Origin of the sequence: Clostridium neonatale, assembly GCF_001458595.1 — a bacterium.
GTDB classification, from domain to species: Bacteria; Bacillota; Clostridia; order Clostridiales; family Clostridiaceae; genus Clostridium; species Clostridium neonatale.
The window spans coordinates 2,641,154-2,667,198 of record NZ_LN890328.1 but is presented as its reverse complement, the minus strand read 5'-3'; the positions used below and the strand labels follow the sequence as shown (position 1 = coordinate 2,667,198).

Below are 26,045 nucleotides of genomic sequence, written 5' to 3'. Positions count from 1 at the left end.
GACAGATAACAATTGAGGATCAAACGGATATAATGGAACAACAGAAACTCCAGATAACAATGGAGGATCAAACGGAGATAACGGAACAACAGAAACTCCAGATAACAATGGAGGATCAAACGGAGATAATGGAACAACAGAAACTCCAGATAACAATGGAGGATCAAACGGAGATAACGGAACAACAGAAACTCCAGATAATAATGGAGGATCAAACGGAGACAACGGAACAACAGAAACTCCAGGCAATAATGCTGGATCAAACGGTAATAATGGATCAACAACTCCAGACAACAATCAAAACGATAATGGGTCAGTAAATGTAAGTGGTTTACCTACATTACCTACAAATTATTCAACAACAATTCAAAGTAGTGCGGAACAAAAGATACTTGAATTAATGAATGAAAAGAGAGTAGCTGCTGGATTAAAACCATTAACTATGGACAATACATTATTAGATGTTGCAAGATATAAAAGTAATCATATGATTCAATATAATTACTTTAGTCACACAAATCCAGATGGAACAAACTGGACTAATTGGCTTAAGACTTTAGGCTATAAGTATACTGCGACAGCAGAGAATATTGCATATAATAGTTATGATCCAGTTGAGTTATTTAATCAATGGTGGAATTCATCAGGGCATAGACAAAATATGATGAACCCTAACTATACAAAAGTTGGTATAGGCGTACTTAAAGGAAATGGTAAGTATATGGGGACTCAAACATTCTCTAACTAATATAAATAAAAAAGCATACTAGAAATACAGTACATTACTAAACATATATAATAAAAAATTACTAAGCATAAAATTAAAATTTAAAAATATTACAAAGAATCCTCTAAAATTGAACAATAATTTTAGAGGATTCTTTATTAATTTTATAAATTTTTCATTTTATATAAATTATTTTCGCATTGTAAGGAATAAGGAAGTATTGGTTTGTTTTACATTTAAAAAATCAAGTGACTTAAAAAAGTTAACAGCTTTATTATACCCATACTTCTTTATATAATTTGGATATTTTTCTAAAATTTTCTGATGAACTAAACTCATTCTTACTTTATTATTATTTTCGCTAATCATTTTAATAATCATATCTTTTATATCATTAGATATTTTTAGAGTGTGAGCATCAGTATTATTATCTTCAATTTTTAGTGTCACAAGAGTTTGATTAACAGTTAGAGATTCTATTTCAGCTAAGAAACGAGATAATTTACTATATCCATAATTTCTAACATCAAAATCGGGGTATCTTTTTATCAATCTTTGTCCTACTTCTCCTATATTTACACCAGATTCACTATCTTGAATATCACTAATTATGTTTATGATTTCTTTCTTTATTGTTTCAATATTTGTTAGACTTTTATCTTTAAAAGATGGACTTTGAGTGTTATCAGAATTTGATTCTGATTGAGATTCAGATATAGAAGAATTATTATCATCTTCTTCAGAAATAATGTCTAAAAATTTAAACTGATTGCATGATGAAACAAATGGTTTGGGTGTTTTTTGCTCTCCCATACCAATAACCATCATACCAGATTCGCGAAGTCTCATAGCAAGACGTGTAAAATCGCTATCACTAGATACAATGGAAAATCCTTCAACTGTATTTGAATAAAGTATATCCATAGCATCTATTATCAAAGCTGAGTCAGTAGAATTCTTCCCAGTTGTATAACTATATTGTTGAATAGGAATAATTGAATTTTCTAATAAAATATTTTTCCATGAGTTGCTAGTGGGTTGTGTCCAATCAGCATATATTCTTTTGTAAGTGACTGTACCATAATTAGATGTTTCATCTAATATATTTTTTATATATTTTGCAGAAATATTATCTGCATCTATTAAAATAGCAAATCTTTTTTCTTCCATTAAAATTCTCCTAATTCGATATATTATAAAATGTATAAATTTAAAAGTATATATATAATTTTACCATATGAGTAATGAAAAGTTTAGAAGTTTAATTAAAATATGTATAAAATATAAAAGCAGTTAATTAATAAAAATTAGTATTAATTTTATATATCAATCATAGTATAGAGTATAAAACTGTGAAGGTGTCAATCTTGCAGTTTTTATTCTATTTTATGGGGGGCAAAAATTTTGGGAGAAAATAAAAAGAAAAAAATAATAAAAAAGAATGGGGCTATTATTACTTTAATTTGTATTGTTTTTATAATATATATAGGAATAACAATATTTTTTAGAACTCATTTTTATAATACAACAATTGATGGAATTAATATGTTTGGAAAAAGTGTTGAGGATGCAAAAGACATTATTTCATACAAGTTAGATAATTATTGCGTGAATATAAATGAAGAAGATCAAAAAACTCAATATATAACAGGAAATAGCATTGGATTAAAATATGATCTGGGAAATCAAATAGAAAAAATAAAGGATAAAGAAAATCCATTTTGGTGTATTGCCGGAATGTTGAAACATAATAGCTATGAAACAAATAGTTTGGTTACCGTAGATAAAGAATTATTAAAAAAATCAGTAGATAAAATAATAGAATTAAGAAGTAAAGATGTTAGACAAAACGAGAATGCTAAAATTGATTATCGTAATGGGGAGTATATTGTTGTTGATGAGAGATATGGAAATATAATTGACAAGAATGTATTAGAGGAAAAGATTACTGAAGCTGTTGAAAAATTAGAACAAGAAATAAATATAGAAAAACTAGATTGTTATACAAAGCCAGAATATACATCAAAATCTAAAGAAGTATTACAAGCTAAGGATACTTTAAACAAATATTTATGTGCAGAAGTAACTTATTCATTTGGCAATGATAAAGAAATTTTAAATAAAGAGCAAATTCGTAATTGGCTAAGGATTGATGATAAATACGAAGTATATATTGATGATAAAAATGTAAAAGAGTATATTAAAACACTTGCTAATAAATATAATACAGTAGGTAAAGAAAGAGAATTTACAACTTCATTAGGAAACAAGATTAAAGTTGCAGGAGGAAGCTATGGAAATAAAATAGATGAAGATTTTGAAGGTGTACTATTAATTGAGGCAATAAAAAATGGAAAAAACATATCAAAAGAGCCAGAGTATTTGCAAAAGGCAGCATCTACTGGAAAAAATGATATAGGAAACACCTATGTAGAAATAGATTTGTCTAGACAGCATTTATGGTTTTATAAAGCCGGAAGATTAATAACAGAAGGTGATATTGTATCAGGAAATGTGAATAATGATTGTGCAACTCCAGCAGGGATATATTCCTTAGTTTATAAACAGAAAGACACAGTATTAAAAGGGCAGGGATATGCTTCACCAGTTAATTTTTGGATGCCGTTTAATGGCGGCATAGGAATACATGATGCAAGCTGGAGATATAATTTTGGAGGGGATATTTATACAACCAATGGTTCTCATGGGTGCATAAATGCTCCATATGATTTGGCAATTAAAATTTTTAATAATATAGAGCCAGGGACCCCGGTTGTATGCTATCATGAATAAATTACATGTTATTGCAGCACAATGGCATCTAGAAATAATGTCAGATGAAGATGGACAATCATTTGATATATTTAAAATGCTTATAGCTAAGTGTAAAAATAAAATAGAATATAAGATATTTTAATATTATAGAATTTGATAAATCCATAACTATATTTTAAGGCGGCTATTAAAGTAGTGTGCATGAATATAGCTATGGATTTTTTTGACTAAATATATAATAAATAAAAAAATTACAAAATTTATATTTACAAAAGTTAATATTAGGAATATAATAAATTCATACCAATGAATTAATGATAACGATATAAATGAGGGGGATAAAATGGAAGAGTTAGAAATGCAGATCATGAATATCATAGTTAATGCTGGAGATTGCAAGAACCATGCATATGAGGCGTTAAAAAAAGCTAAGGAAAAAAAATATGAAGAAGCAGAAAAAGAAATGGAATTAGCTGAAGATGCTATAGCAAGAGCACATGATTATCAAACAGCTATGATTCAAAAAGAAGCAAGTGGAGAAAAAGTAGAGTTTTCAGTATTATTTGTACATGCTCAAGACCACTTAATGACAACGATGTCAGAGAAAAACTTAATTCAAGAAATTATAGAGTTAAGAAAGAGTATCAATTGTTAATCTAGAAATTTATTATATCACAATAAATAATAATATAGATTTAATAAATTAATTTAAAAGAAAAGGAGAGATTAAAATGGTAACTATTAGATTATTTTGCGCAGCAGGAATGTCAACAAGCCTACTAGTAAATAAAATGAAAGATGCCGCTAGTAAAAGAGGAATTGAAGCTGATATCGCAGCATTTCCAGAAGGACAAATGGACCAACACTTAAATGGTGTAAACGTGGCACTACTTGGCCCACAAGTAGGATATACTTTGTCAAAGGCAAAGCAAATATGTGAACCTAAAAATATTCCAGTTGAAGTTATTCCAATGGTAGACTATGGAATGATGAATGGAGAAAAAGTACTAGATTTTGCATTAAATTTAATAAAATAATAGATAAATATGTTTATATCAGAATTGGCAGATTCAAAAAATACATTTATCTATTAAATTGAATTAGTAATAATTTCGGAATTATTATCAATTATATTATATACTATAATATAAATTTAGGGGGAAAAGATTATGGCATTTAGTGATAAATTAAATGAAAACGTATTACCAGCTGTTATGAAATTTGTAAATCTCAAAGGAGTAGTTGCATTAAAAGATGGTTTATTATATACTCTTCCATTAACTCTTATTGGCTCAGTATTTTTACTATTATCATCATTACCATCTGAAACATTAAATGTATGGCTAGCTAATACATTAGGCGAAGGGTGGACCGATCCTTTACTACAAGCATATGGTTCATCATTCAATATAATAGCATTGATTGCAGTTGTAGGAATTGCATATACTTATGCTAAAAATGAAGGCTATGAGCCTTTATCAGCAGGGGTTATTGGATTTGTATCATTTTTAATAACAATTGAAGGTTTCGTAGTTACTGAAGATGGAACTAAAGTAGGAGATGTTATTCCTAAAACGTGGTTAGGCGGTAAAGGAATGGTTACTGCAATTATTATTGGATTGATTGTAGGTGCAGTTTATTCTTGGTTTATGAAAAAAGATATTAGAATTAAGATGCCAGCTGGAGTGCCAGAAGGAGTTGCAAACTCATTTTCATCATTAATACCAGCAGCAGTAATTATAATTGGATCAACCATTGTATATGCAGTATTTAATTGGGGATTCCATACAACTTTTGTAGATGTAATATATAAGGTTATACAAACACCAGTGCAAGGATTGACAGATTCTTTAGGTGGAGTGATAGCAATGGGATTCCTTATACCATTCTTATGGTGGTTTGGAGTTCATGGTTCAACAATAGTTGGTGGTATAATGGGAAGTATATTAACAGCTAATACATTAGAAAATCAAGCAATTATAGATAGTGGAAGAGAATTAACTATAGCAAATGGTGCTCACATAGTAACTCAACAATTCTTAGATCAATACATGACAGTTACTGGAGCAGGTATGACTATTGGATTAGTAGTTTGTATGCTATTCTTAGCAAAATCAGCACAATGTAAGCAACTTGGAAGGCTTGCTTCACTACCAGCTGCATTTAACATTAATGAACCACTTACATTTGGTACACCAATTGTAATGAATCCATTTATGGCAATACCATTTATTCTTACACCAATGCTTTCAGGCCTTATAACATATTTTGCAATAGCAACCGGTTTAGTACCACCATTTGGAGGAGTAATGGTACCATGGACTTGCCCTCCAATAATCTCAGGATTCTTGGTAAATGGAGTTAGAGGTGCATTATTGCAAATAGTTGTATTATCAATTTCATTCTTTACTTATCTTCCATTCTTTAAGAAGGTAGATAAAATGAATTATGAAAATGAATTAGCTGCACAAAATAATGTACAAGCTTAGAAAAAATATCACATAAATCTCAAAAATGATAGATTTATATTACTAGATAAAATTAAAAAAAATTTATATAATAACAGCAATATTAACTTAAAAAACATGAGACTTCTTCTTGCTAATAATCAAAATTTTTAATTATCATACAAAGAGGAGTCTCTTTTTTTATAGAATTTTATCAGAAGATTATGAAAATATAAAAGTGTAGTAATAAGAAACTTTACAATATCCAAACAATTAGGGGGAGAAAAAAATGAAAAAAAGAAATAAAAAAATACTGACTCTGATTTTAGCAACCAGTATTTTAGGCAGTTTGTTAGCTGAGAGTTCTATTGTAACTAAGGCTAAAGAATTTGATAAAAAAAATAATACCGAATTAGAAGTTAAAAATAATTTAATGGATTTTAATGATGAGACTACTGACGAAGCAGTAGATGTCATTATACCAGAGGAAGTTGATAATACTACTGATGAAGCTGTGAACATTGATATGTTAGAGATTCAAGAGAATGGTCAATTTGACGACATAGCGATGGGAAAACCTGCAACATCATCATCAGGACAAAATAGTGCTGCTTTAGCTGTAGATGGTAATAGTGGAAGTAGATGGGAATCTGAAACTAAAGATCCACAATGGATTTGCATTGATCTTGGAGGAAATTTTAAAATAAAAAAAGTAAAGTTAAAATGGGAAGGTGCAGGAGCAGAAGTTTATAACATTCAACTATCAAAGGATGGAAATAAATGGGGAAATATAGCGGAAGTTACAGATGGAAAGGGAGGAGAGACAAGAGAACTTGATTGTGATGAAACTGTAACTGGCCGATATATAAGAATGTACGGAACAAAGAGAGTTACTACTTATGGATATTCTATATTCGATTTTGAAGTATATGGGCGTGAGTCTGGATTTAAATCAATATCAGGAAAAAGTGAATCGGTAAAGTTAAAATGGTATGCTGAAGATAGTGCTAAGGGATATAATATTTATCGTTCAAGTAATGCGGATAGTGGTTTTGAAAAAATAAATAAAGAGCCTATAACAGGTACAGAATACACTGATACCGATGAATTAGATATAAAAAAATACTATTATAAATTAAAATCAATAGATGAAAATAATGATGAATCGGAAGTCTTGGATTATACTTCAATAACAATTGTTGAAGATTTAGATTTAGGAGATAAAGTAAAGATCTTTGATCCTTCAATGCCAGAAGAGGAAATTCAAAATACTGTTGACGATGTGTTTAATGAAATGGAAAGCAATCAGTTTGGTACAGAAAGATATGCTCTTCTATTTAAGCCAGGTAAATACAATACAAATGTTAATGTTGGTTTTTATACTTCTGTAATCGGTCTTGGAGAAACTCCAGATGATGTAGATATAACAGGTTCAGTACGTTGTGAAGCAGATTGGTTTGAAGAGCAACGAGGAAATGCTACTCAGAATTTCTGGAGAACAGTAGAAAATGTAGCGATTACACCAAAATTTAAATCTAATAATGCATCTAGAGAGGAAGGCGAGTTAACCTGGGCTGTATCACAAGCTGCTCCAATGAGACGTGTTCAAATTAAAGGCGATTTGTCATTGTGGGATCCATATGAGAATGATTATGATCTTGCTTGGGCCAGTGGTGGATTTATAGCAGATTCAAAGATAGATGGAAAGATTTCATCTGCCTCACAGCAACAATTTTTTACTAGAAATACTGACATGAATTCTTGGAATGGTTCAAATTGGAATATGGTCTTTGTAGGAGATGAAGGTGCCCCTGAAGAGGAGTATTCAGCATCAGGAAAAGCTTATACAGTTATTGATAAAGCACCGGTAATAAGAGAAAAACCATTTCTTTATATTGATGAAGATGGTACGTATAATGTATTTGTACCAGGAGTAAGAAAGAATGCTCAAGGCGTGTCATGGGAAAACGGTTTAGGTGAAGGAGAATCATTATCTGTAAGTGAGACTTTTTATATAGCAAAGCCAGAAACAGATACAGCAGATACGTTAAATACAGCACTTAGTGAAGGAAAAAACATTTTATTTACACCAGGTATATATTATTTAGATAAAGAACTTCATGTTACAAGACCAGATACTATTATATTAGGAATTGGTCTTGCGACATTAAATCCAAACAATAGAAATGCAGCTCTTGTAATAGATGATGTAGATGGAGTAAACGTTTCGGGATTATTATTTAATGCAGCACAAGGAGAGTCTCCTGAATTATTAAAAGTAGGAGAAGATGGATCGCACAAAGATCATTCAAATAATCCAATAGTTCTTAGTGATTTATTTTTCAGAGTTGGTGGTGACGGTGAAGAGGGAGCAAGAGCCAAATCATGTATAGTAATAAATAGTGATGATGTTATAGGTGATGATTTTTGGGTATGGCGTGCTGACCATGGTGATGGAGTAGGATGGGAACTTAATAGATGTGATAATGGTATTGTTGTTAATGGAGACGATGTTACAATTTATGGATTATTTGTAGAACATTTTAATGAATATCAGACATTATGGAATGGTGAAAATGGTAAAGTATATTTTTACCAAAGTGAATTACCTTATGATGTTCCAAATCAGGAATCTTGGATGAGTAATGATGGAACTGTAAACGGTTATGCTTCATATAAAGTATCAGATTCAGTTAAAAACCATGAAATTTATGGCGCTGGTGTATACACATATTTTACGGATGCAGATGTATTTGCACATAGTGGAATTGAAGTACCAAATACTCCTAATGTTAAAGTTAAACATGCATGTACTGTACATTTAGATGCTTATGGTGGAGCTACTCATATAGTTAATAGCAGTGGTAATTCAGTAAGTTCAGATAATATGAGATCAGTAATAGATGTTTATTGTAACAAAGTAGGTGATCCAGTTATTACACCAGCAACAAGTATAGTTTCATCTTCACAGACTGTAAATATCAGTTGTGATGTTGAAGGAGCTAAAATAAGATATACAACAGATGGTAGTGAACCAACAAATGATTCTGGAACAGTATATACACAACCATTTAATGTGGATGCTACAACTACAATTAAGGCAATTGCTTATAAAGAAGGAATGTCAGACTCAGAAATTTCAACTTCAGCAATTACTATAAAACCAGGATTGTCAGATAATTTGGCACTAGGAAAACCTTCAAAAGCAAGTTCTGGTAAGGCTGCTTTAGCTTTTGATGGTGATACAGAGACTAGATGGTCATCTGATTGGAATAGAGACGAATTTATTTCTGTTGATTTAGGCCGTGTCTATGATATATCAGAAATAAGTTTCTTATGGGAAGAAGCATATGCTAAAAAATATAAGATACAAGTTTCAAATGATGGAGTAAACTGGGTTGATGCTTATGATAAAACAAGTGGAAATAATATAATTATAACAGAATCTGTAATTAATATTTTTAGTAAGACTAATAATGGTGGAACAGAAAGTATAGCATTTACAAAACCTATAACTGGAAGATATGTTAAGATGCAAGGAGTACAGCCTGCTACAGAATATGGATATTCAATTTATGAGTTTGAAATTCATGGAGAGAAGTACGAAATATATGAAGCTAATTTAAGAAGTTTATATGAACAACATAAAAATAAGGTACAAGGAAAGTATACAAATACAACTTGGAAAGTATTCACAAGTGCTTTAGATTCGGCTAAAGATATATTAGATAAAGATAAAAAATCACAAGAAGAAATAGATACAGCATATAATAATTTGTTAAATGCAATAAATGGATTAAAAGAAACAAATAATTCAGGTTCATCAGGCGGTTCAAGTAGCGGCGGTGGTTCATCAAGTAACTCAAATAATGAAGAGGCTATAGATAAAAATGATAACTCAGAAAAAGAGACTGGATGGATTAAAGATGAGAATAATGGAAAATGGTATTATTTAGACGTTAACTCTGGAGAAAAAAAGACAGGGTGGTTTAAAGATACTGATGGAAAATGGTACTATTTAGATTTTAAATCTGGAGAAATGAAGACAGGCTGGCTTAAAGATAGTAACAATAAATGGTATCATCTTGGAACTAGCGGAGCTATGACTACAGGTTGGTTTAAAGATAGTAACAATAAATGGTATCATCTTGGAACTAGCGGAGCTATGACTACAGGTTGGTTTAAAGATAGTAATAATAAATGGTATCATCTTGGAATTAGTGGAGCTATGACTACAGGTTGGTTTAAAGATAGTAACAATAAGTGGTATCATCTTGGAACTACCGGAGCTATGACTATAGGCTGGCTTAAAGATGCTGATAGAAAATGGTATTACTTAAATAGTGATGGAAGTATGGCATATGATACTTATATTGATAGATATTATGTGAATTTTAATGGAGCATATAAAGAATATTAAGCTCTATAAATATGGTTTGCTCAGCAAACCATATTTATTAAACTTTTTACATAAGTTGCATTACTTAAATTTAATATATCAATTATAATATTTTAGCTAAATAATAATGGACATATGATAAGCAGTATGGTTATCGACAGTTAAAATTGATGCTAGTAGAGTTAGGATTTAATAAAATCAAAATTAAAAAAATTAATTTTTAGGGGGAAAAGTTCATGTGTAGTAAAAAAATAATGAATTTAAAGAAAACTATATCACCGATAATTAGCTTTTGCATTGTCACGGGAATGATACAAGGTTTAAATATCGATAAAGTAATGGCAGATGATGTAAGTCCGTATGTATTATCGCTAAATAGGACTGTTTATTCATCATCAGATAATGGAGGCTCTACATCAGATAAATTAGTGGATGATGATTATACAACACGCTGGGAATCAGAATGGGGAAAAGATAATCAATGGATATATGTAGATTTAGGGGTTTCAGCTCAAATAACAGGTGTAAATATAAAGTGGGAAAATGCTTATGCAACTGAGTATGAAATAGAGGTTTCGGATGATGAAGAAAATTGGAGTTCTATCTATACTCAAAAAAATGGACAAGGTGGAGAAGAAACAATTTCACTCAATGGAAAAGGTAGATACGTACGTTTAAATCTTAATAAAAGACTTTTTGAGGGGTATGGATATTCAATTTATGAATTTGAAGTATATGGTACAGGAGGCGTAAATGAGCCACCAGTAGCACTTGGTGAAAATATAGCACTAAATAAAACAGCTATATCATCTTCGGTTCATGAGGATTGGTATATTAAGCCAGGTCAAGTTGATGCTGATAAGGCCATAGATGGCGATAATAATACTCATTGGGGATCATCTCTTCAAGATAATCAATGGATATATGTAGATTTAGGAAGTACTCATACTATAGGAAGAGTTATATTAAATTGGGATTCATCAGCTAGAAGCTATGATATAGAAGTATCTGATGACGCTGAAGAATGGAAAACAGTTTATAGAGAATTAAATTCAAGAGGAGGAAAAGAAAACATTCAATTATATGCATCGGGAAGATACGTAAGAATGAAGGGGATAAATAGAGCTACAACTTATGAATTTGGACTAAAGGAATTTGAAATTTATGATTATGTTGAGAATGATCCAAAACCAGTTTATGAAATACCAGAAAAAGCTGAACAAGTAATAACTAATGTTGGTAGTGGAAGTTACGTGACTGATATGAGTTTATTTACGCAACCTAAGGAACCTTATTCTAAAACAAGCAATATGGAAACGCCAATACCTTCAAATGATTGGTGGCAATCATTATTAATTTCAGACTTAGGTAATGCTGTTACAACACTACCTTTAAAATCAAAATATCAAAAGCAAGGATTAGGACTATTAACACCAAGTGCTGGATGGGTACAGGATAGAACAAATCAAACTGAAAGAAATATAGACTTTTATTTAATGGCAAATAATATAGATACTGCTAAAATGGAAAGTAAAATTAGTGGATATGGAGATTATTCTGCTACAGCTGTATTGAGTGATAATGATACTGAAAAAATGAAAAGCACTTTTGTTAAAGGTTCACCATATATATATTCTGAATTTAGTGATCCGAATTCTGTAGAAATATATTCAACAGCTATTGATAAAATTTTTGATGAGAATGGAAATACTATATTAGGAAAAAGTGGAGATGAAATATCTACAGATCATATAGGTATAGAAATTGAAAATACAACAGAAGATCCAGATAAAGACACTATCACTAGATATTATGGGGTATTTGCACCAGAAGGAACTGTTTTTAAAAGAGTCGGAAATAAAATAAAAATACAATTGGGGAATGGAGAAAAATATTTATCAATTGCAACTATGCCATCAGATACAGACTTAAGTTATTTTTATGATCATGCATATGCATTTGTAACTGATACAAAAGTTGATTATGATTATGATGAATTAACATCGAATGTAACAACTAAATTTGAGCAAAAAGTTGATTTAAAACGTAAAGATTTTGCAGACACTACTTTAATGTGTATGCTTCCTTCTCAATGGAAGAAAAGTGATAAAGAAACAAGCGATTTAAGTTATCCATCAGTAAGAGGAACACTTAAAGTAACAGAAGGAAATTCATTTACCACAGTTGATAAATTCAATGGAATTCTTCCACAATTTATAGAACCTTTAAATTCTGAGTATTCAAGAAATACTCTTATGACTTATCTTGAAGAATTGGATAAATCTACATCGTCAAATTATATGAGTGGTGATGCTTATTGGCAAGGGAAAGCATTGCATCCATTAGCCATGGGAGCACTTGTAGCAGATCAAATTAATGCAGTAGAATACAAGGAAAAATTCCTAAGTAAATTAAAAGAAATTTTAGTTGAATGGTATTCTTATAAACCAGGTGAAGAAGAAGGATATTATTTCAATTATAATCCAGAGTGGGGAACATTAATATATAAAAATAGTGAATTTGGAGCTAATACTGGAATTACAGATCATCATTTTACTTATGGATATTTTACCTTTGCATCAGCTGTGCTAGCTACTTATGATTCAGAGTTTTTAAATGATTACGGATCTATGGTAGATCTCTTAATAAGAGATTACGCTAATCCATCAAAAAATGACTCTAAATTTCCACAGTTCAGAAGCTTTGATCCATATGAAGGACATTCTTGGGCAGGTGGTTATGCAGATAACGATGATGGAAATAATCAGGAAGCTGCTGGAGAGTCATTGTTTGGATGGGTAGGAGAATACTTATGGGGAATAGTATCTGATAATGAAGAATACAGAGATGCTGGAATATATGGGTTTACAACTGAACTAAATGCAGTAAAACAATATTGGTTTAATTACGATGGAGATAATTGGCTACCTGAATATGACCACAAAACAGTTGGACAGATATATGGAGCAACTAATTTCTATGGAACATTCTTTAATGGAGATTCTGTATATGTATATGGAATACATTGGCTTCCAACAGGTGAATATTTAACCAATTATGGTATTGAGAAAGATAAAGTAGCAGAATTATATGATGGTATGAGACAGGATATTATAAAGGATTATCATAATAGTAGCGATCCAAATAAGGGAGAAGAGCCAGACCCGAATGACGTTGAAAATGCATGGAAGCATATAACATGGCCAATAGAATCTTTGAGTGATCCTGAATCAGTAATTAATAAATGGGATACATCAGAATTACAAAAAAATGAAATGTATAATACTTATTGGTTTGTAAACAATATGGCAGCATTAGGACAACGTACAGATGAAGTATGGGCAGAAGGTGGAGTTAGTGCAAGTGTGTATAAGAAAGACGATATTTATACAGCTATGATATGGAATCCAAGTGATGATCCAATGACTGTTAAGTTTAGAAATAATGATGGTGAACTTGGATATACAACAGTTGCACCAAAAAAACTGGTTGCAGTAAATCCACTGATAGAGGGAGCGGTAAGCAAGAGTGCTTTACAAGCAGAAATAAATGCAGCAAAGGAAAAGGTACAAAGTGATTATACAGAAGATAGCTGGGAAGATTTTAGTTCACTGGTAGATTCAGCAGTTAATGTTAATAATGATGAGAATGCAACTACTAGCCAAGTTGATGAAGCACTTAAAAACTTGTTAAATGCAATTAAAGATTTAGAAAATATTGATGATATACCTTCTTCAGATACCAATATAGCACTTAATAAAAGTGTAGTATCATCATCAAATGAAGCAGACGGATTATCAGGTAAATATATTACAGATGGAGATCTTAATAGTAGATGGGGTTCAGACTGGAATAATAACACAGATAATCATCCAGAATATGTATATATAGACTTAGGAGAATCATATTATTTAGGAAGCATGAAAATAAAATGGTCAGATGCTTATGCGAAAAATTATGAAATACAAGTATGTGATGAAAATCCTGAGGATGAAAACAGTTGGAGAAAAGTATCAGATATTGATGAGGGTAATGGTGGAGAAGAAGATATAGAATTTAATGATGTAAATGCACGATATGTACGAATATATTGCAAAGAAATGGGACTTGCTCCATATGGATATTCTATAAAGGATATTGAAATATATTTAGCTGTAGATAAAAAGGAATTAGTCAATATAATAGAAAAAGCTAATGAACTAAATAAAAATGATTATACAGAAGAGAGCTGGAATAAATTTAGTAATGCATTAGAATTAGCAATACAAATTAATGAAAATGTAGATGCTAAACAATACCAAGTAGACAGTATTGTCAAAAAGTTAGAAAAGACAATGAATCAACTAGTTAAGAATGATGGAGAGTCTAATCCAGATGTAACAGATGAAAGTTTAGCGCTTAATAAAAAAGTTATATCATCATCAAATGAAGCAGATGGATTGTCAGGCAAATATATTACAGATGGAGATCTTAATAGTAGATGGGGATCAGACTGGATTAACAACACAGATAAATCTCCAGAGTATGTATATGTAGATTTAGAAGATGTATATGATATAAATAAAGTAAAGATATATTGGGATAATGCATTTGCGAAAAATTACGAAATACAAGTATGTAACGAAAATCCTGAAGATGAAAACAGTTGGATAAAAGTATTAGATATTGATGATGGGAATGGAGGAGAAGACGATATAGAATTTAATGACGTAAATGCACGATATGTACGAATATACTGCAAAGAAATGGGACTTGCGCCATTTGGATACTCTATAAAGGATATTGAAATATATTCAGATGCAGACAAAAAAGAGTTAGATAAAAAAGAATTAGTCAATATAATAGAAAAAGCTAATGAACTAAATAAAAGTGATTATACAGAAGATAGCTGGAATAAATTCAGTGATGCATTAGAATCAGCAATACAAATCAATGAAAATGTTGATGCTAAACAATATGAAGTAGACAGTATTGTTGAAGAATTAGAAAAGATAATGAATCAATTAGTTAATAATAATGAAGAGTCTAATCCAGATGTAACAGATGAAAATTTATCTCTTGATCAAGAGGTTATATCATCATCAGATGAAGCGGATGGATTATCAGGTGAATATATTAGAGATGAAGATCTTGATAGTAGATTGAGTTCAGACTGGATTAACAACATGGATAATAATCAAGATCATGTATATGTAGATGTGGAAGATGTGTAAGAATTTATTGCTAAGCCCTGCAACATCAAGGGGATATTCTGTAAAAATTTAGAAATTTACATGGATAAATAGAATGTTAAGCATAGAATAAGAGTAAAATTTTATAAATAGGTTTTGCTTAAACTAAAAAATTACTTCTTCTTGTTAATAATAAAAGTATAAATTATTAAAAGAAGGAGTTTTTTTACTTTGGCGATTAGAATCAGGAAAATAGCATCTTGTTATTAATGAAATAAAAGACTTGTTTAATAAAAAATTTAAAAATTCTATTAATAATATTTTTAAAATACATCATAAACTTAAATTACTGACTTAACAATGCAAGTATAAATTTACATTTAAACACGTTTTTATAGCAATTATTAAGTATAGAAGAATAGAAATATTGTGATAAATGGAAATGAAACTTTTTAGTAAAGAAGGAAAATTTATATTTACAAAATTTAGTCATAAGAATATAATAAATTCATACCTATGAATATAAAGGAGTATCTGATAAGGAAGTATAAAAAATAAATAGAGAAAGGAGAAAAAATAATAACTATCAGATTATTTTGTGCAGCAGGTATAACTATAAGAATGCTAGTAAATAAGATCAAAGATACTGCTAAGAAAAAACAATTTGAATTAGATAGTGTAGCATTTTCACAAGAACAAATAGCTCAGAATCTAGACAATGCAAACGTAACCTTACTTGGATCACAAGTAGGATATACTTTACCAAAAGTATATGAGATATGCTAAGCAAAGAATATTCCAGTTGAAGTTATTTTGATGGTGGATTATGGAATGATGAATCGTGAGAAAGTATTAGATTTTGCATTAAATTTAATAAAGTAATAGATAAATATGCTTATTTTAGAATTGGCGTATTCAAATAATATTTATCTATTAAAATTTAGAAATTATTATCGATTACATTGTATACTATAATATAAAGTTTTAGGGGGAAGAATTATGACATTTAGCAAAGATTTTTTATGGGGTGGAGCGGTAGCAGCACATCAAATAGAGGGGGGATGGAATGAAGGTGGAAAAGGTGCAAGTACAGCAGATGTTATGACAGCAGGCGCACATGGAGTTCCTAGGGAAATTACAGAGGGAGTTATTGAAGGATTAAACTATCCAAACCATGAGGCAATAGATTTTTATCATAGATATAAGGAAGATATAGCATTATTTGCAGAAATGGGATTTAAATGTTTTAGAACATCAATAGCATGGTCAAGAATTTTTCCAAATGGTGATGAATTAGAACCAAATGAAGAAGGATTAAAGTTTTATGATGATATGTTTGATGAATTAATTAAAAATGGAATTGAACCAGTTATAACTTTATCTCATTTTGAGATACCATATTACATATGCAAAAATTATGGTGGATGGAGAAATCGTAAAGTTATTGACATGTTTGTAAAATTTGCTACAACTGTTATGGAAAGATACAAAAATAAAGTAAAGTATTGGATGACATTTAATGAGATAAATAACCAAGCTGAAACAGAAGTTGATTTATTTGCTTGGACTTGTTCTGGAGTAAGATTTGCAGAAGGAGAAAATAGAGTTGAAGTAACATATCAAGCTGTTCACCATGAATTGGTTGCAAGTGCATTGGTAGTAAAAAAAGGTCATGAAATAAATCCAGATTTTAAGATAGGATGTATGCTTGCATATGTTCCGGTATATCCATATTCTTGTAATCCGGATGATATGATGCTTTCAGTTGAAGCAATGCATGAAAGGTATTTATATGGAGATGTTCATTGCAGAGGTTATTATCCAAGTTATGCTCTTAAAAAATGGCAAAGAGATGGAATTAATATAAAAATGGAACCAGAAGATGCAGAAATATTAAGAGAAGGTTGTGTTGATTATATAGGATTTAGTTACTATATGTCAGCTGCAGTTAAAAGTGAAAATGATGTAGAAGATGGTGATGGATTAGCTGGATATTCTAAGGCTGTAAAAAATCCATATGTAAAAGCTTCAGATTGGGGATGGCAGATTGATCCTGTTGGATTAAGATATGGACTTAATTCGTTATATGAAAGATACCAAAAACCATTATTCATAGTTGAAAATGGTTTTGGAGCTATAGATGTAAAAGAAGAAGATGGAACATGTAACGATGATTATAGAATAGAATTTTTAAAAGAACATATTATAGAAATGAAAAAGGCTGTTGAACTTGATGGTGTTGATCTAATGGGATACACACCATGGGGTTGTATTGATTTAGTTTCTTTTGGAACAGGAGAAATGAAAAAACGTTATGGTTTTATTTATGTTGATAAAGATAATGATGGGAATGGAACTTTAAATAGAAGTAAGAAGAAATCATTTGATTGGTATAAAAAAGTTATTGCGAGTAACGGTGAAGAGTTATAAGCAAAAAAAGTTAAATCACTACATCAAATTGATTACTAAAATTTGATGTAGTTTTTAATTTTAAAAATTTAAATGGTAGAATAAATGATTATTTTATTTTAAGTTATATAGATTTTTTATAATTCAAGTTATAGAACTAAAACAATATAAAAAAATATATAATAAATATATTCAAGAAAAACCTTTACAAAATAGAACTCAGGATATATAATCAAATTGTAAATGGTTACTAATATAAAAAAGAAAATAAAAACCGGTTTCGAAAATTGTACATGCTGTAAGGCTTTTATTTTTTAAAAACTTCGAAACCCATTTCGAAAATGATTTTTTTTTAAATACTATCGAAACTGGTTTCGAAAAATGCAATAAAAATAATGTAGTTAATTTTAACTATATATATTTTTAAATAAATAATTAAAATAGGGGGAAACAAATATGAGAATTAAAAAATTAATAGCATTAGTTATGACAGGTATGCTAGCAATTTCATTTGTTGCATGTGGGTCAGGCTCATCAAAAGACTCAGAAGGAGCAGCTAATAAAGATGGGAAAATAGTAGTATGGACATTATCAGATGACTTAAAGCAATTTGCAGATTATTACAAAGAAAAAAATCCAGGAAAAGAAGTTGAAGTTACAGTTATAGCACCAGCTGATTACCCAACAAAGGTTACTACAGCACTTAGAGGTAAAGCGAATGTTCCGGATGTTATAGTTGGAGAGCCTCAAATGATTCCAAACTTTATGGAAGCAGGTTTCTTTGAAGATTTAAGCCAAGCTCCATATAATGCTGAAGAATATAAGGATAAGATTGTAGATTATGTGTTCCAAGCTGGTAAAGATGAAAACGGTATAGTTAGAGCATTAAGCTATCAAGTTACTCCGGGAGGAATTACTTATCGTAGAGATATAGCTAAAGATGTATGGGGAAATGATGATCCAGAATTTATTGCTGAAAAATTTAAAGACGTAAAAACAATAATAGAAACAGCAAAAGAATTAAAAGATAAGGGATATAGAATTTTTTCTGATACAGGAAATCTAAGATGGTTCGTTTATGGAAATGATCCTCAACCATGGGTTAAAGACGGAAAGTTAATGATGACAGAAGATAGATTAAATTATGTAGATGCAGCAGTTGATTTATATCAACAAAAATTAGTTGCTTTTGCTCCAGAATGGTCAGCAGCATGGTATGCATCAATGAATGGTCCAATTCCATTGGATGCCGATTGGCAAGAATTAAAAGATGTAGATCCAAGTACAGCGCAAACAGAAGTATTCTCATATGCATTACCAACATGGGGAACTTTAATAATTAGAGACAATGGTCAAAATAACATTGGTAAATTTGGTGTTACTACAGGTCCTAATTCATATTTCTCTGGTGGAACATTTATGGGAATAAGTTCTTATAGCAAAAATAAAGAAGCAGCTTGGGATTTTCTTAAATTCTGTACTCTAAATGAAGATACAGCAAATTGGTGGATTGAAAAGTCTAAGGGAGATGTTGTTTCATATATCCCAGCTTTAGAATCACATAAAGATATGGAAAATGAAGCTTTAGGTGGACAAAAGTCTTATGCATTCTGGTTAGAAGAAGCTAATAAGATAGATTATTCATTAGTTACTAAATATGATGATCAAATAGGAAAGTTCTTTGGACAAGCGATTGAATCAATTCAAAAAGGTGAAATGTCAAAAGAAGATGCTTTAAAAGATTTTTATAAGAACATTTCAACTGTTTATCCAGAAATTGAAGTACCTAAATAATGTAAACAAGGTGAAGTATATCTTCACCTTTAAATAAAAATTATATAAAAAATTTTGTTAGAGGTGAGGAGTTTGAATATACAAGCAAATATTTCTAGTGAGAAAAGCACAAAGATTAGGAAGAGAAAGAAAAGTATAAATGATGTTAATAGATGGGGATATGTGTTTATACTTCCGTTCATTATTGTATTTTTGATATTTAGTATTTATCCGATTTTTAAAACACTATATTTAAGTTTTACAAATTTTAATGGATTTGCAGATGCAAAGTTTATTGGGTTAGAAAATTATAGTCGTGTTATAAAGGATCCTTTGTTTTGGACAGCATTTAAGAATACACTAAAAATTTGGAGTATTAATGTTATATTACAATTTGGATTAGCATTTTTATTAACTATTATATTTAGCGACATAAAATATAAAGTTAAAGGCCTTAGTATTTTTAGAGCATTATTTTATTTACCGAATCTAATTGCCGCAACATCAGTAGCATTTCTATTTAAGGCATTATTAGATTGGCAATTTGGAACATTAAATCAATTATTAGTTAAATTTGGACTTATTAATTCTAAAATAAATTGGCTTGGACAGCCGGGTACAGCAATTATAGTTGTTGCAGTTATTGGAGCTTGGATGTGGTTTGGAAATACATTTATAGTACTTATGGCAGGGGTCCAGGGTATATCAAAAGATTATTTTGAAGCAGCAACAATAGATGGAGCTGGAAGATGGACAACATTTGGAAAGATAACTCTACCACTTTTAAAGGCAATATTACTTTATTCAGCAATAACTTCACTTATTGGTGGTCTTCAAATATTTGATATTCCATTTTTAATTACAGATGGACTTGGAGCACCAGGTGGAGCATTAAACACAGTGGTTATGTATTTATATAATACGGCATTTAAATATAACAATATAGGATATGCAGCTGCTATTGCTTATGATTTATTCTTTATAATAGCAATATTCTCAGCATTCACATTTAAATCAATGTATGGTTCAAATAAAAATAAGGAGGCAAGATGATGTTTACAAAGGTTAAAAAAAGCATTATATATATAGCACTAATTATTTTGAGCATTGTATGCTTGTGCCCATTTTTGATAATGCTCGTAAATTCAACACGAAGCAGTCAAGAAATTATAAGTTCATTTTCATTAGTTCCAGGAAGTTCTTTGCAAAGTAACTGGAAAATAATGAGTGACTATTTCAATATATTTAAAGGTCTTGGAAATAGTTTATTTATAGCAGTGTGTGTAACAGCCTTAAGTGGATACTTTTCAGCTTTAACAGCTTATGGATTAGCCGTTTATAATTTCAAGGGAAGAAATGCTTTATTTACAACAATACTTGTACTTATGATGGTACCTGCACAACTTGGTTTATTAGGTTTTTATGACTTAGTTAATGGACTTGGATTAATGGATAGCTATATACCATTAATAATACCTGCAATAGCAAGTCCGTTTATTGTTTTCTTCCTAAGACAATATTTAGTTTCAGTGTTTCCAATGTCAATAATTGAGGCTGCTAGAATGGATGGAGCAAGTGAGATTGCAACATTCCATAAAATTGGATTACCAATAATGATGCCAGGTATTGCAACAATGTCAATAGGAACATTTATTGGATCTTGGAATAATTATTTGATGCCATTAGTATTGCTTATTTCACCTGATAAGTTTACTTTACCAGTAATGATGGGATCTTTAAGTGCATCTAAGGATATAACAGCAAATATGGGGGCAACATATGTATCAGTCGCGGTCTCAGTTTTACCAGTAATGATAGCATTCTGTTTCTTCTCAAAATATATAATTAGCAGTATATCAGCAGGTGGAGTGAAAGAATAAATTTATACTTTGAAAAGATTTTTTATGAAGTATTAGAAAAGGAATATTATGAAAATCAAATAAAGTAAGAGGTGTTTTATGAATACAAAAAATATAATAAAAGATGATTATATAGATGAACTAGGATTTTATACAATAGAAGATTATGATAAAAAACATTCTTTTTCTAGCTTTCTAGCAGGTATAGCAGGAGTAGAAGGAATACCAATGTGGTCATTTTATGTTAATAGAGGGCAAGCTATAAGTAGTATTGGTATAAGAGATAAGGATAATTGCATAATGGAATTTTTTCCAGCAAATGAAGCCTATAAAATGGTTTATACAAATGGATTTAGAACATTCATAAAAATAAAAAACGATAAAAATGAAAAGATAATTGAGCCTTTTTCAGTTGATAGAGAGAATAATACAAGTAGAAAGTTAAAGATTAAAAATAATGAATTAAAATTGATTGAAATTAATAAAAAACTTAACATAAAAACAATAGTGACATATTTTACTATACCAAATGAAAAATTTGCAGCGTTAGGAAGAAAAGTTGAAATAGTAAATGAATCACATGAAACTATTAAAGTTGAAGTTTTAGACGGTTTAACATCAGTATTACCATATGGTTCAAAAAATATAGAATATAAAGAAATAGGTAATACATTAAGAAGCTGGATGCAAGGTGAAATTAATGAAAATAATACTGCAATATACAAAGTAAGATCATCAACAGGTGATTCAACAAAAATGGATGAAATAAATAATGGATATTTTTATTTAGCTTTTGATAAAGAAGAAAAGCCATTAGATCTTATAGTAGATCCAGAAAATATATTTGGATATGATACTTCATTAAAAGAGCCAATAGAATTTTATAAAAAGAGTGTTGATAAGATAAGAGAAAAAAATATTAGTTACAATAAAGTTCCATGTGCATTTACTGGTTCTAGTAAAATATTAAAAGCTAAGGAAGCCATAGAAATATATAGTTATATAGGATATATGAATTCTATCGATGAGATATATGAATCACAAGATAAATTAACAGATATAAATTACTTTGAAAACAAAATTGGAGAAAATAATGAAATTATAAATGAGATTAGTAAGTGTGTAGAGACAGTAAGTGCTTATCCATTATTTGATGAATATATAAAACAGTGCTATATAGATAATGTATTAAGAGGGGGATATCCTTTAGAAATAGGAAATAAAGTTTATTATGTATATTCAAGAAAACATGGAGATTTAGAAAGAGACTATAATTTTTTTAGCATAGAACCAAATTACTATTCCCAAGGGAACGGAAATTTTAGGGATGTAAATCAAAATAGAAGAATGGATGTAGATATTCATCCATTTACAGAAAGAGAAAATATAAAGATTTTTAACGAATTAATACAACTAGATGGATACAATCCTTTGGTTATTAAGGGAAAAAAATTCTATATAGAAGATGAAAATAAGCAAGAAGTATTAGAAATTATAAGTAAATACAGATGCAATTTAGAGAAAATAATAGAAGAGAAATTTAGTGTGGGAGAATTATATTCTGAATTAACAAAAATTAATGGTTTGGAACATGAGGAAAGAAAATCTTTATTAGAAAAAATAATAAAGATTGCTAGAGAAGAAACAGAAGCAGATTTTGGAGAAGGCTTTTGGATTGATCACTGGACATATAACTTAGATTTAATTGAAGAATATTTGAATATATATCCAGATAGAATAAAAGATCTTTTAGTTGGTGATAAAGAATATAAATTTTATAATTCGCCAGAATATGTACTTCCAAGAAGAGAAAAGTATGAATTAGACAATGATAAAGTAAGACAATATATATGCTTAGGTAAAAAAGAACCTACAAAGCAATGGGTTTACGATGAGAATGGGAACTTGTATAAAGTTAACCTTTATACAAAACTATTCATGTTAGCTGGAATAAAATTCATGACATTAGATAATATGGGATTTGGTATTGAAATGGAAGCAGGAAAACCAGGCTGGAATGATGCTATGAATGGGCTTCCAGGATTACTAGGCTCTAGTTTTGCAGAGACAGCAGAACTAAAAAGGTTATTATTGTTCATAAAAGAAAATCTAAATATTATAGATGAAGATTTAGAGATACCAGTTGAATTTTTCGATGCAATTAATGAGGTGAATAAGCTGTTAATTGCACATTTAAAGAATGACTTAGATCAGTTTAATTACTGGGATAAAGTATCAACTGTAAGAGAGAACTATAGAGAGAAAACAATGTATACAGTTAGTGGAAAAAATAAATCAATTAATAAAGATAAAATAGATGATTTAATTGAAAGAATGCTTTGTAAAATTGATTTAGGAATTGAAGAAATAAAAAGAATGAATGATGAAAAAATTCCTACATTTATAGAATACGAAGTTGAAGAATATGAAGTAAATGATAGGAAAGAAATTAAACCTATTAGTTTTAAAGTGAGATTTTTACCAATGTTTTTAGAAGGAGTAGCTAGATATTTAAAAACAGAATTAGATGAAGGTGAAAAATTACAAGTATATGACACAATAAGATACAGTGATGTTTATGATAATAAACTAAAAATGTACAAGACGTCAGAGTCATTAGAAAATGTTTCGTTTGAGATTGGTAGAGCAAGAACATTTACAGCCGGATGGCTTGAAAGAGAATCAATATTTATGCATATGGAATTTAAATATGTATTAGAGCTTATAAAAAATGGATTGTATGAAGAATTTTTTGAGGATATTAAAAATGTAATGCCACCTTTCATGAATCCAGAGGTATATGGACGAAGTATATTAGAAAATTCATCATTTATTGCAAGTAGTAGTAACCCTGATCCCAAGAATCATGGCAGAGGATTTGTGGCAAGATTAAGTGGTACAACAGTAGAGATGCTTAATATATGGAAAATAATGATGGTAGGAATGAAGCTATTTACTTATGAAAATAATATTCTGAAATTTAAATTAAATCCAATACTAAATAAGGATTTCTTTAAAAGTAATATTTTAACAACAACATTACTTGGAAGCATAAAACTTACTTACATCAATAAGAACGATAAAAATACTTATGGAGAAAATAAGGGAACTATAAAAGAATTAAAGATAGTAGACTTAGATGGCAGCATAAAAGTAATTAATGGTAGCGAAGTATGTGGAGAATATGCTGAAAAGATTAGGGGAAGACAAGTAAAAGAAATAGAAGCTATAATTTTATAGATTCTGTTAGGTTGTTATGAAAAAATAGCTTAACATTTCGTAGAATTACTCGCTCTTTGAAAATTATATAAGTTTGATTAATTTATTGCATGGCAAACAAGCTTGCAATAAATAGGATTTTTGCAGGTTAATCAAAGATATTGATTAACTAAATTAAGCAGCAACAAACCAAGAATGTTTAGATTTGCTATCGCTAGCGAAGCCGGCAACTTCAGCTGGAGTATGATTGTTTAATGATCCATGAGGTCTTATAAAGTTATAGTGAAAGATAAATACAGATATTAAGTTATTAGCTTTCTCGAATGAATTAAAGCCTTTTTTAGCTTTATACCAAGCTTTAAAAGTTTTATTGAAAGATTCTATAAGATTATTACTTGTATCACTGGACATTGGTGCTACAGGAATATGCTTAGTATTTGGCAAAACTTTAGCTACAGCTTGATTATATGAAGGCAATCTATCAGTAATGAAATTACTAGGTTCACCAAACTTTTTAGCTTGATTAATTAGAGTAAAAGCAGAATCTTCACTACGTGATTTCGTAAGATGAAATGCTAATATGAAGCGTGTTTCTGAGTCTATAGCAAGCCATAGATAATACTTTTCGCCATTTATAAATACAACAGTTTCATCAGCGTGCCAATCGTCAGATTGAAGATTTAACTGATCTTTAAAGGAATCAGCTTTCAGATTGAAGAATGGTGCAAATTTATGAGCCCAACTCGCTATGGTTACATGGGATACTTTTATATTTGCTGTTGTATGTAGGAAATGTGCAATAGCTCGTGTTGATGTATTATTTAAGAAATATAATGTCAATGCTGTAAGAATAATATGTAACGGAAAGCGCATTCCTTTCATAGAAAGGGAGCCGGTTAGCTTTTCACTAGATGCATCATCAATATTTAAATTATGATGATGTACAATTACATGATTACATTTTTTATTGCCACATTTATATCGATTATAGTGCTTATAAGAATGATGTAAGAATGTAGATTTACCACATTTAGGACACGTGGGGTATTTTGATTTCTTCGGCATGCTGACAGAGTCAGGAGCGAATTGGCGTTTGCAGTTCTTACATTGATATTTTTGGTTAGCCTGCTTATCCAAACCAAACTTATATAGTTGGTCAGAGTGACAGCGAGGACATTTTACTTTAGTTTTGTTCATTGTTCTTCTCTCCTTTTCTAGGGGGATAATTGGTTCTAGTCAAACTTATTATATTTTCTAGTGTTGAGA

At 29.9% G+C, this 26,045-nt stretch carries 15 protein-coding genes and 2 pseudogenes; 14 read left to right on the top strand and 3 right to left on the bottom strand.

Going from position 1 to position 26,045, the window contains the following annotated elements:
• A partial coding sequence (locus tag BN2920_RS21885) for a hypothetical protein (RefSeq protein ID WP_207644379.1) occupies positions 1 to 294 on the bottom strand: 294 nt, incomplete at its 3' end.
• 19 nt (positions 295 to 313) lie between these two features.
• On the opposite strand from BN2920_RS21885, the pseudogene BN2920_RS18870 reads away from it, so the two are divergent.
• A pseudogene (locus tag BN2920_RS18870) lies at positions 314 to 748 on the top strand (CAP domain-containing protein); the annotation flags it as partial.
• Between the two features lie 168 nt (positions 749 to 916).
• Here BN2920_RS18870 and BN2920_RS18865 read toward each other — a convergent pair.
• Positions 917 to 1,897, bottom strand: coding sequence for an NYN domain-containing protein (locus BN2920_RS18865; RefSeq protein WP_058296510.1), 981 nt, complete (start codon positions 1,895 to 1,897; stop codon positions 917 to 919).
• A 234-nt stretch (positions 1,898 to 2,131) separates the two neighbouring features.
• Between BN2920_RS18865 and BN2920_RS18860 the strand changes: the two genes are divergently transcribed.
• The 13 genes and pseudogenes from BN2920_RS18860 to BN2920_RS18805 all read left to right on the top strand — a co-directional run bounded on the left by BN2920_RS18860 (position 2,132) and on the right by BN2920_RS18805 (position 24,800).
• Positions 2,132 to 3,520, top strand: coding sequence for a L,D-transpeptidase family protein (locus BN2920_RS18860; protein ID WP_058296509.1), 1,389 nt, complete (start codon positions 2,132 to 2,134; stop codon positions 3,518 to 3,520).
• On the top strand, positions 3,513 to 3,644 hold the full coding sequence (locus BN2920_RS22445) for a hypothetical protein (protein ID WP_268259302.1): 132 nt from the start codon (positions 3,513 to 3,515) through the stop codon (positions 3,642 to 3,644). Before BN2920_RS18860 ends, BN2920_RS22445 begins: the two co-directional genes overlap by 8 nt.
• 201 nt (positions 3,645 to 3,845) lie before the next feature.
• Positions 3,846 to 4,157 (top strand): PTS lactose/cellobiose transporter subunit IIA, encoded by a 312-nt coding sequence (locus tag BN2920_RS18855; protein ID WP_058296508.1) that lies wholly within the window; start codon positions 3,846 to 3,848, stop codon positions 4,155 to 4,157.
• A 76-nt stretch (positions 4,158 to 4,233) separates the two neighbouring features.
• Positions 4,234 to 4,539, top strand: coding sequence for a PTS sugar transporter subunit IIB (locus tag BN2920_RS18850; RefSeq protein WP_058296507.1), 306 nt, complete (start codon positions 4,234 to 4,236; stop codon positions 4,537 to 4,539).
• A 132-nt stretch (positions 4,540 to 4,671) separates the two neighbouring features.
• Positions 4,672 to 5,991: a PTS sugar transporter subunit IIC gene (locus tag BN2920_RS18845; protein WP_097919247.1), complete on the top strand. Its 1,320-nt coding sequence runs from the start codon at positions 4,672 to 4,674 to the stop codon at positions 5,989 to 5,991.
• A 247-nt stretch (positions 5,992 to 6,238) separates the two neighbouring features.
• A complete protein-coding gene (locus tag BN2920_RS18840) occupies positions 6,239 to 10,369 on the top strand; it encodes a discoidin domain-containing protein (protein ID WP_058296505.1) in 4,131 nt (1,376 codons plus the stop codon).
• A gap of 215 nt (positions 10,370 to 10,584) precedes the next feature.
• Positions 10,585 to 15,561 carry a galactose-binding domain-containing protein gene (locus tag BN2920_RS18835; protein ID WP_058296504.1) on the top strand — a complete coding sequence of 1,659 codons (4,977 nt, stop codon included), beginning with the start codon at positions 10,585 to 10,587 and terminating at the stop codon, positions 15,559 to 15,561.
• A 534-nt stretch (positions 15,562 to 16,095) separates the two neighbouring features.
• A pseudogene (locus tag BN2920_RS18830) lies at positions 16,096 to 16,401 on the top strand (PTS sugar transporter subunit IIB).
• 117 nt (positions 16,402 to 16,518) lie between these two features.
• The gene (locus BN2920_RS18825; RefSeq protein WP_058296503.1) at positions 16,519 to 17,949 is read left to right on the top strand and encodes a 6-phospho-beta-glucosidase; all 1,431 of its coding nucleotides are present in this window, start codon (positions 16,519 to 16,521) and stop codon (positions 17,947 to 17,949) included.
• Positions 17,950 to 18,384: 435 nt separating this feature from the next.
• A complete protein-coding gene (locus tag BN2920_RS18820; protein WP_058296502.1) occupies positions 18,385 to 19,722 on the top strand; it encodes an ABC transporter substrate-binding protein in 1,338 nt (445 codons plus the stop codon).
• Between the two features lie 72 nt (positions 19,723 to 19,794).
• The gene (locus BN2920_RS18815; protein ID WP_058296501.1) at positions 19,795 to 20,754 is read left to right on the top strand and encodes a carbohydrate ABC transporter permease; all 960 of its coding nucleotides are present in this window, start codon (positions 19,795 to 19,797) and stop codon (positions 20,752 to 20,754) included.
• Positions 20,754 to 21,581 carry a carbohydrate ABC transporter permease gene (locus BN2920_RS18810; RefSeq protein ID WP_058296500.1) on the top strand — a complete coding sequence of 276 codons (828 nt, stop codon included), beginning with the start codon at positions 20,754 to 20,756 and terminating at the stop codon, positions 21,579 to 21,581. Before BN2920_RS18815 ends, BN2920_RS18810 begins: the two co-directional genes overlap by 1 nt.
• 78 nt (positions 21,582 to 21,659) lie before the next feature.
• Positions 21,660 to 24,800: a hypothetical protein gene (locus BN2920_RS18805; protein WP_058296499.1), complete on the top strand. Its 3,141-nt coding sequence runs from the start codon at positions 21,660 to 21,662 to the stop codon at positions 24,798 to 24,800.
• A gap of 153 nt (positions 24,801 to 24,953) precedes the next feature.
• On the opposite strand, the gene BN2920_RS18800 is transcribed toward BN2920_RS18805, so the two are convergent.
• Positions 24,954 to 25,976: an IS6 family transposase gene (locus tag BN2920_RS18800; RefSeq protein WP_058293044.1), complete on the bottom strand. Its 1,023-nt coding sequence runs from the start codon at positions 25,974 to 25,976 to the stop codon at positions 24,954 to 24,956.
• Positions 25,977 to 26,045 lie beyond the last annotated feature (69 nt).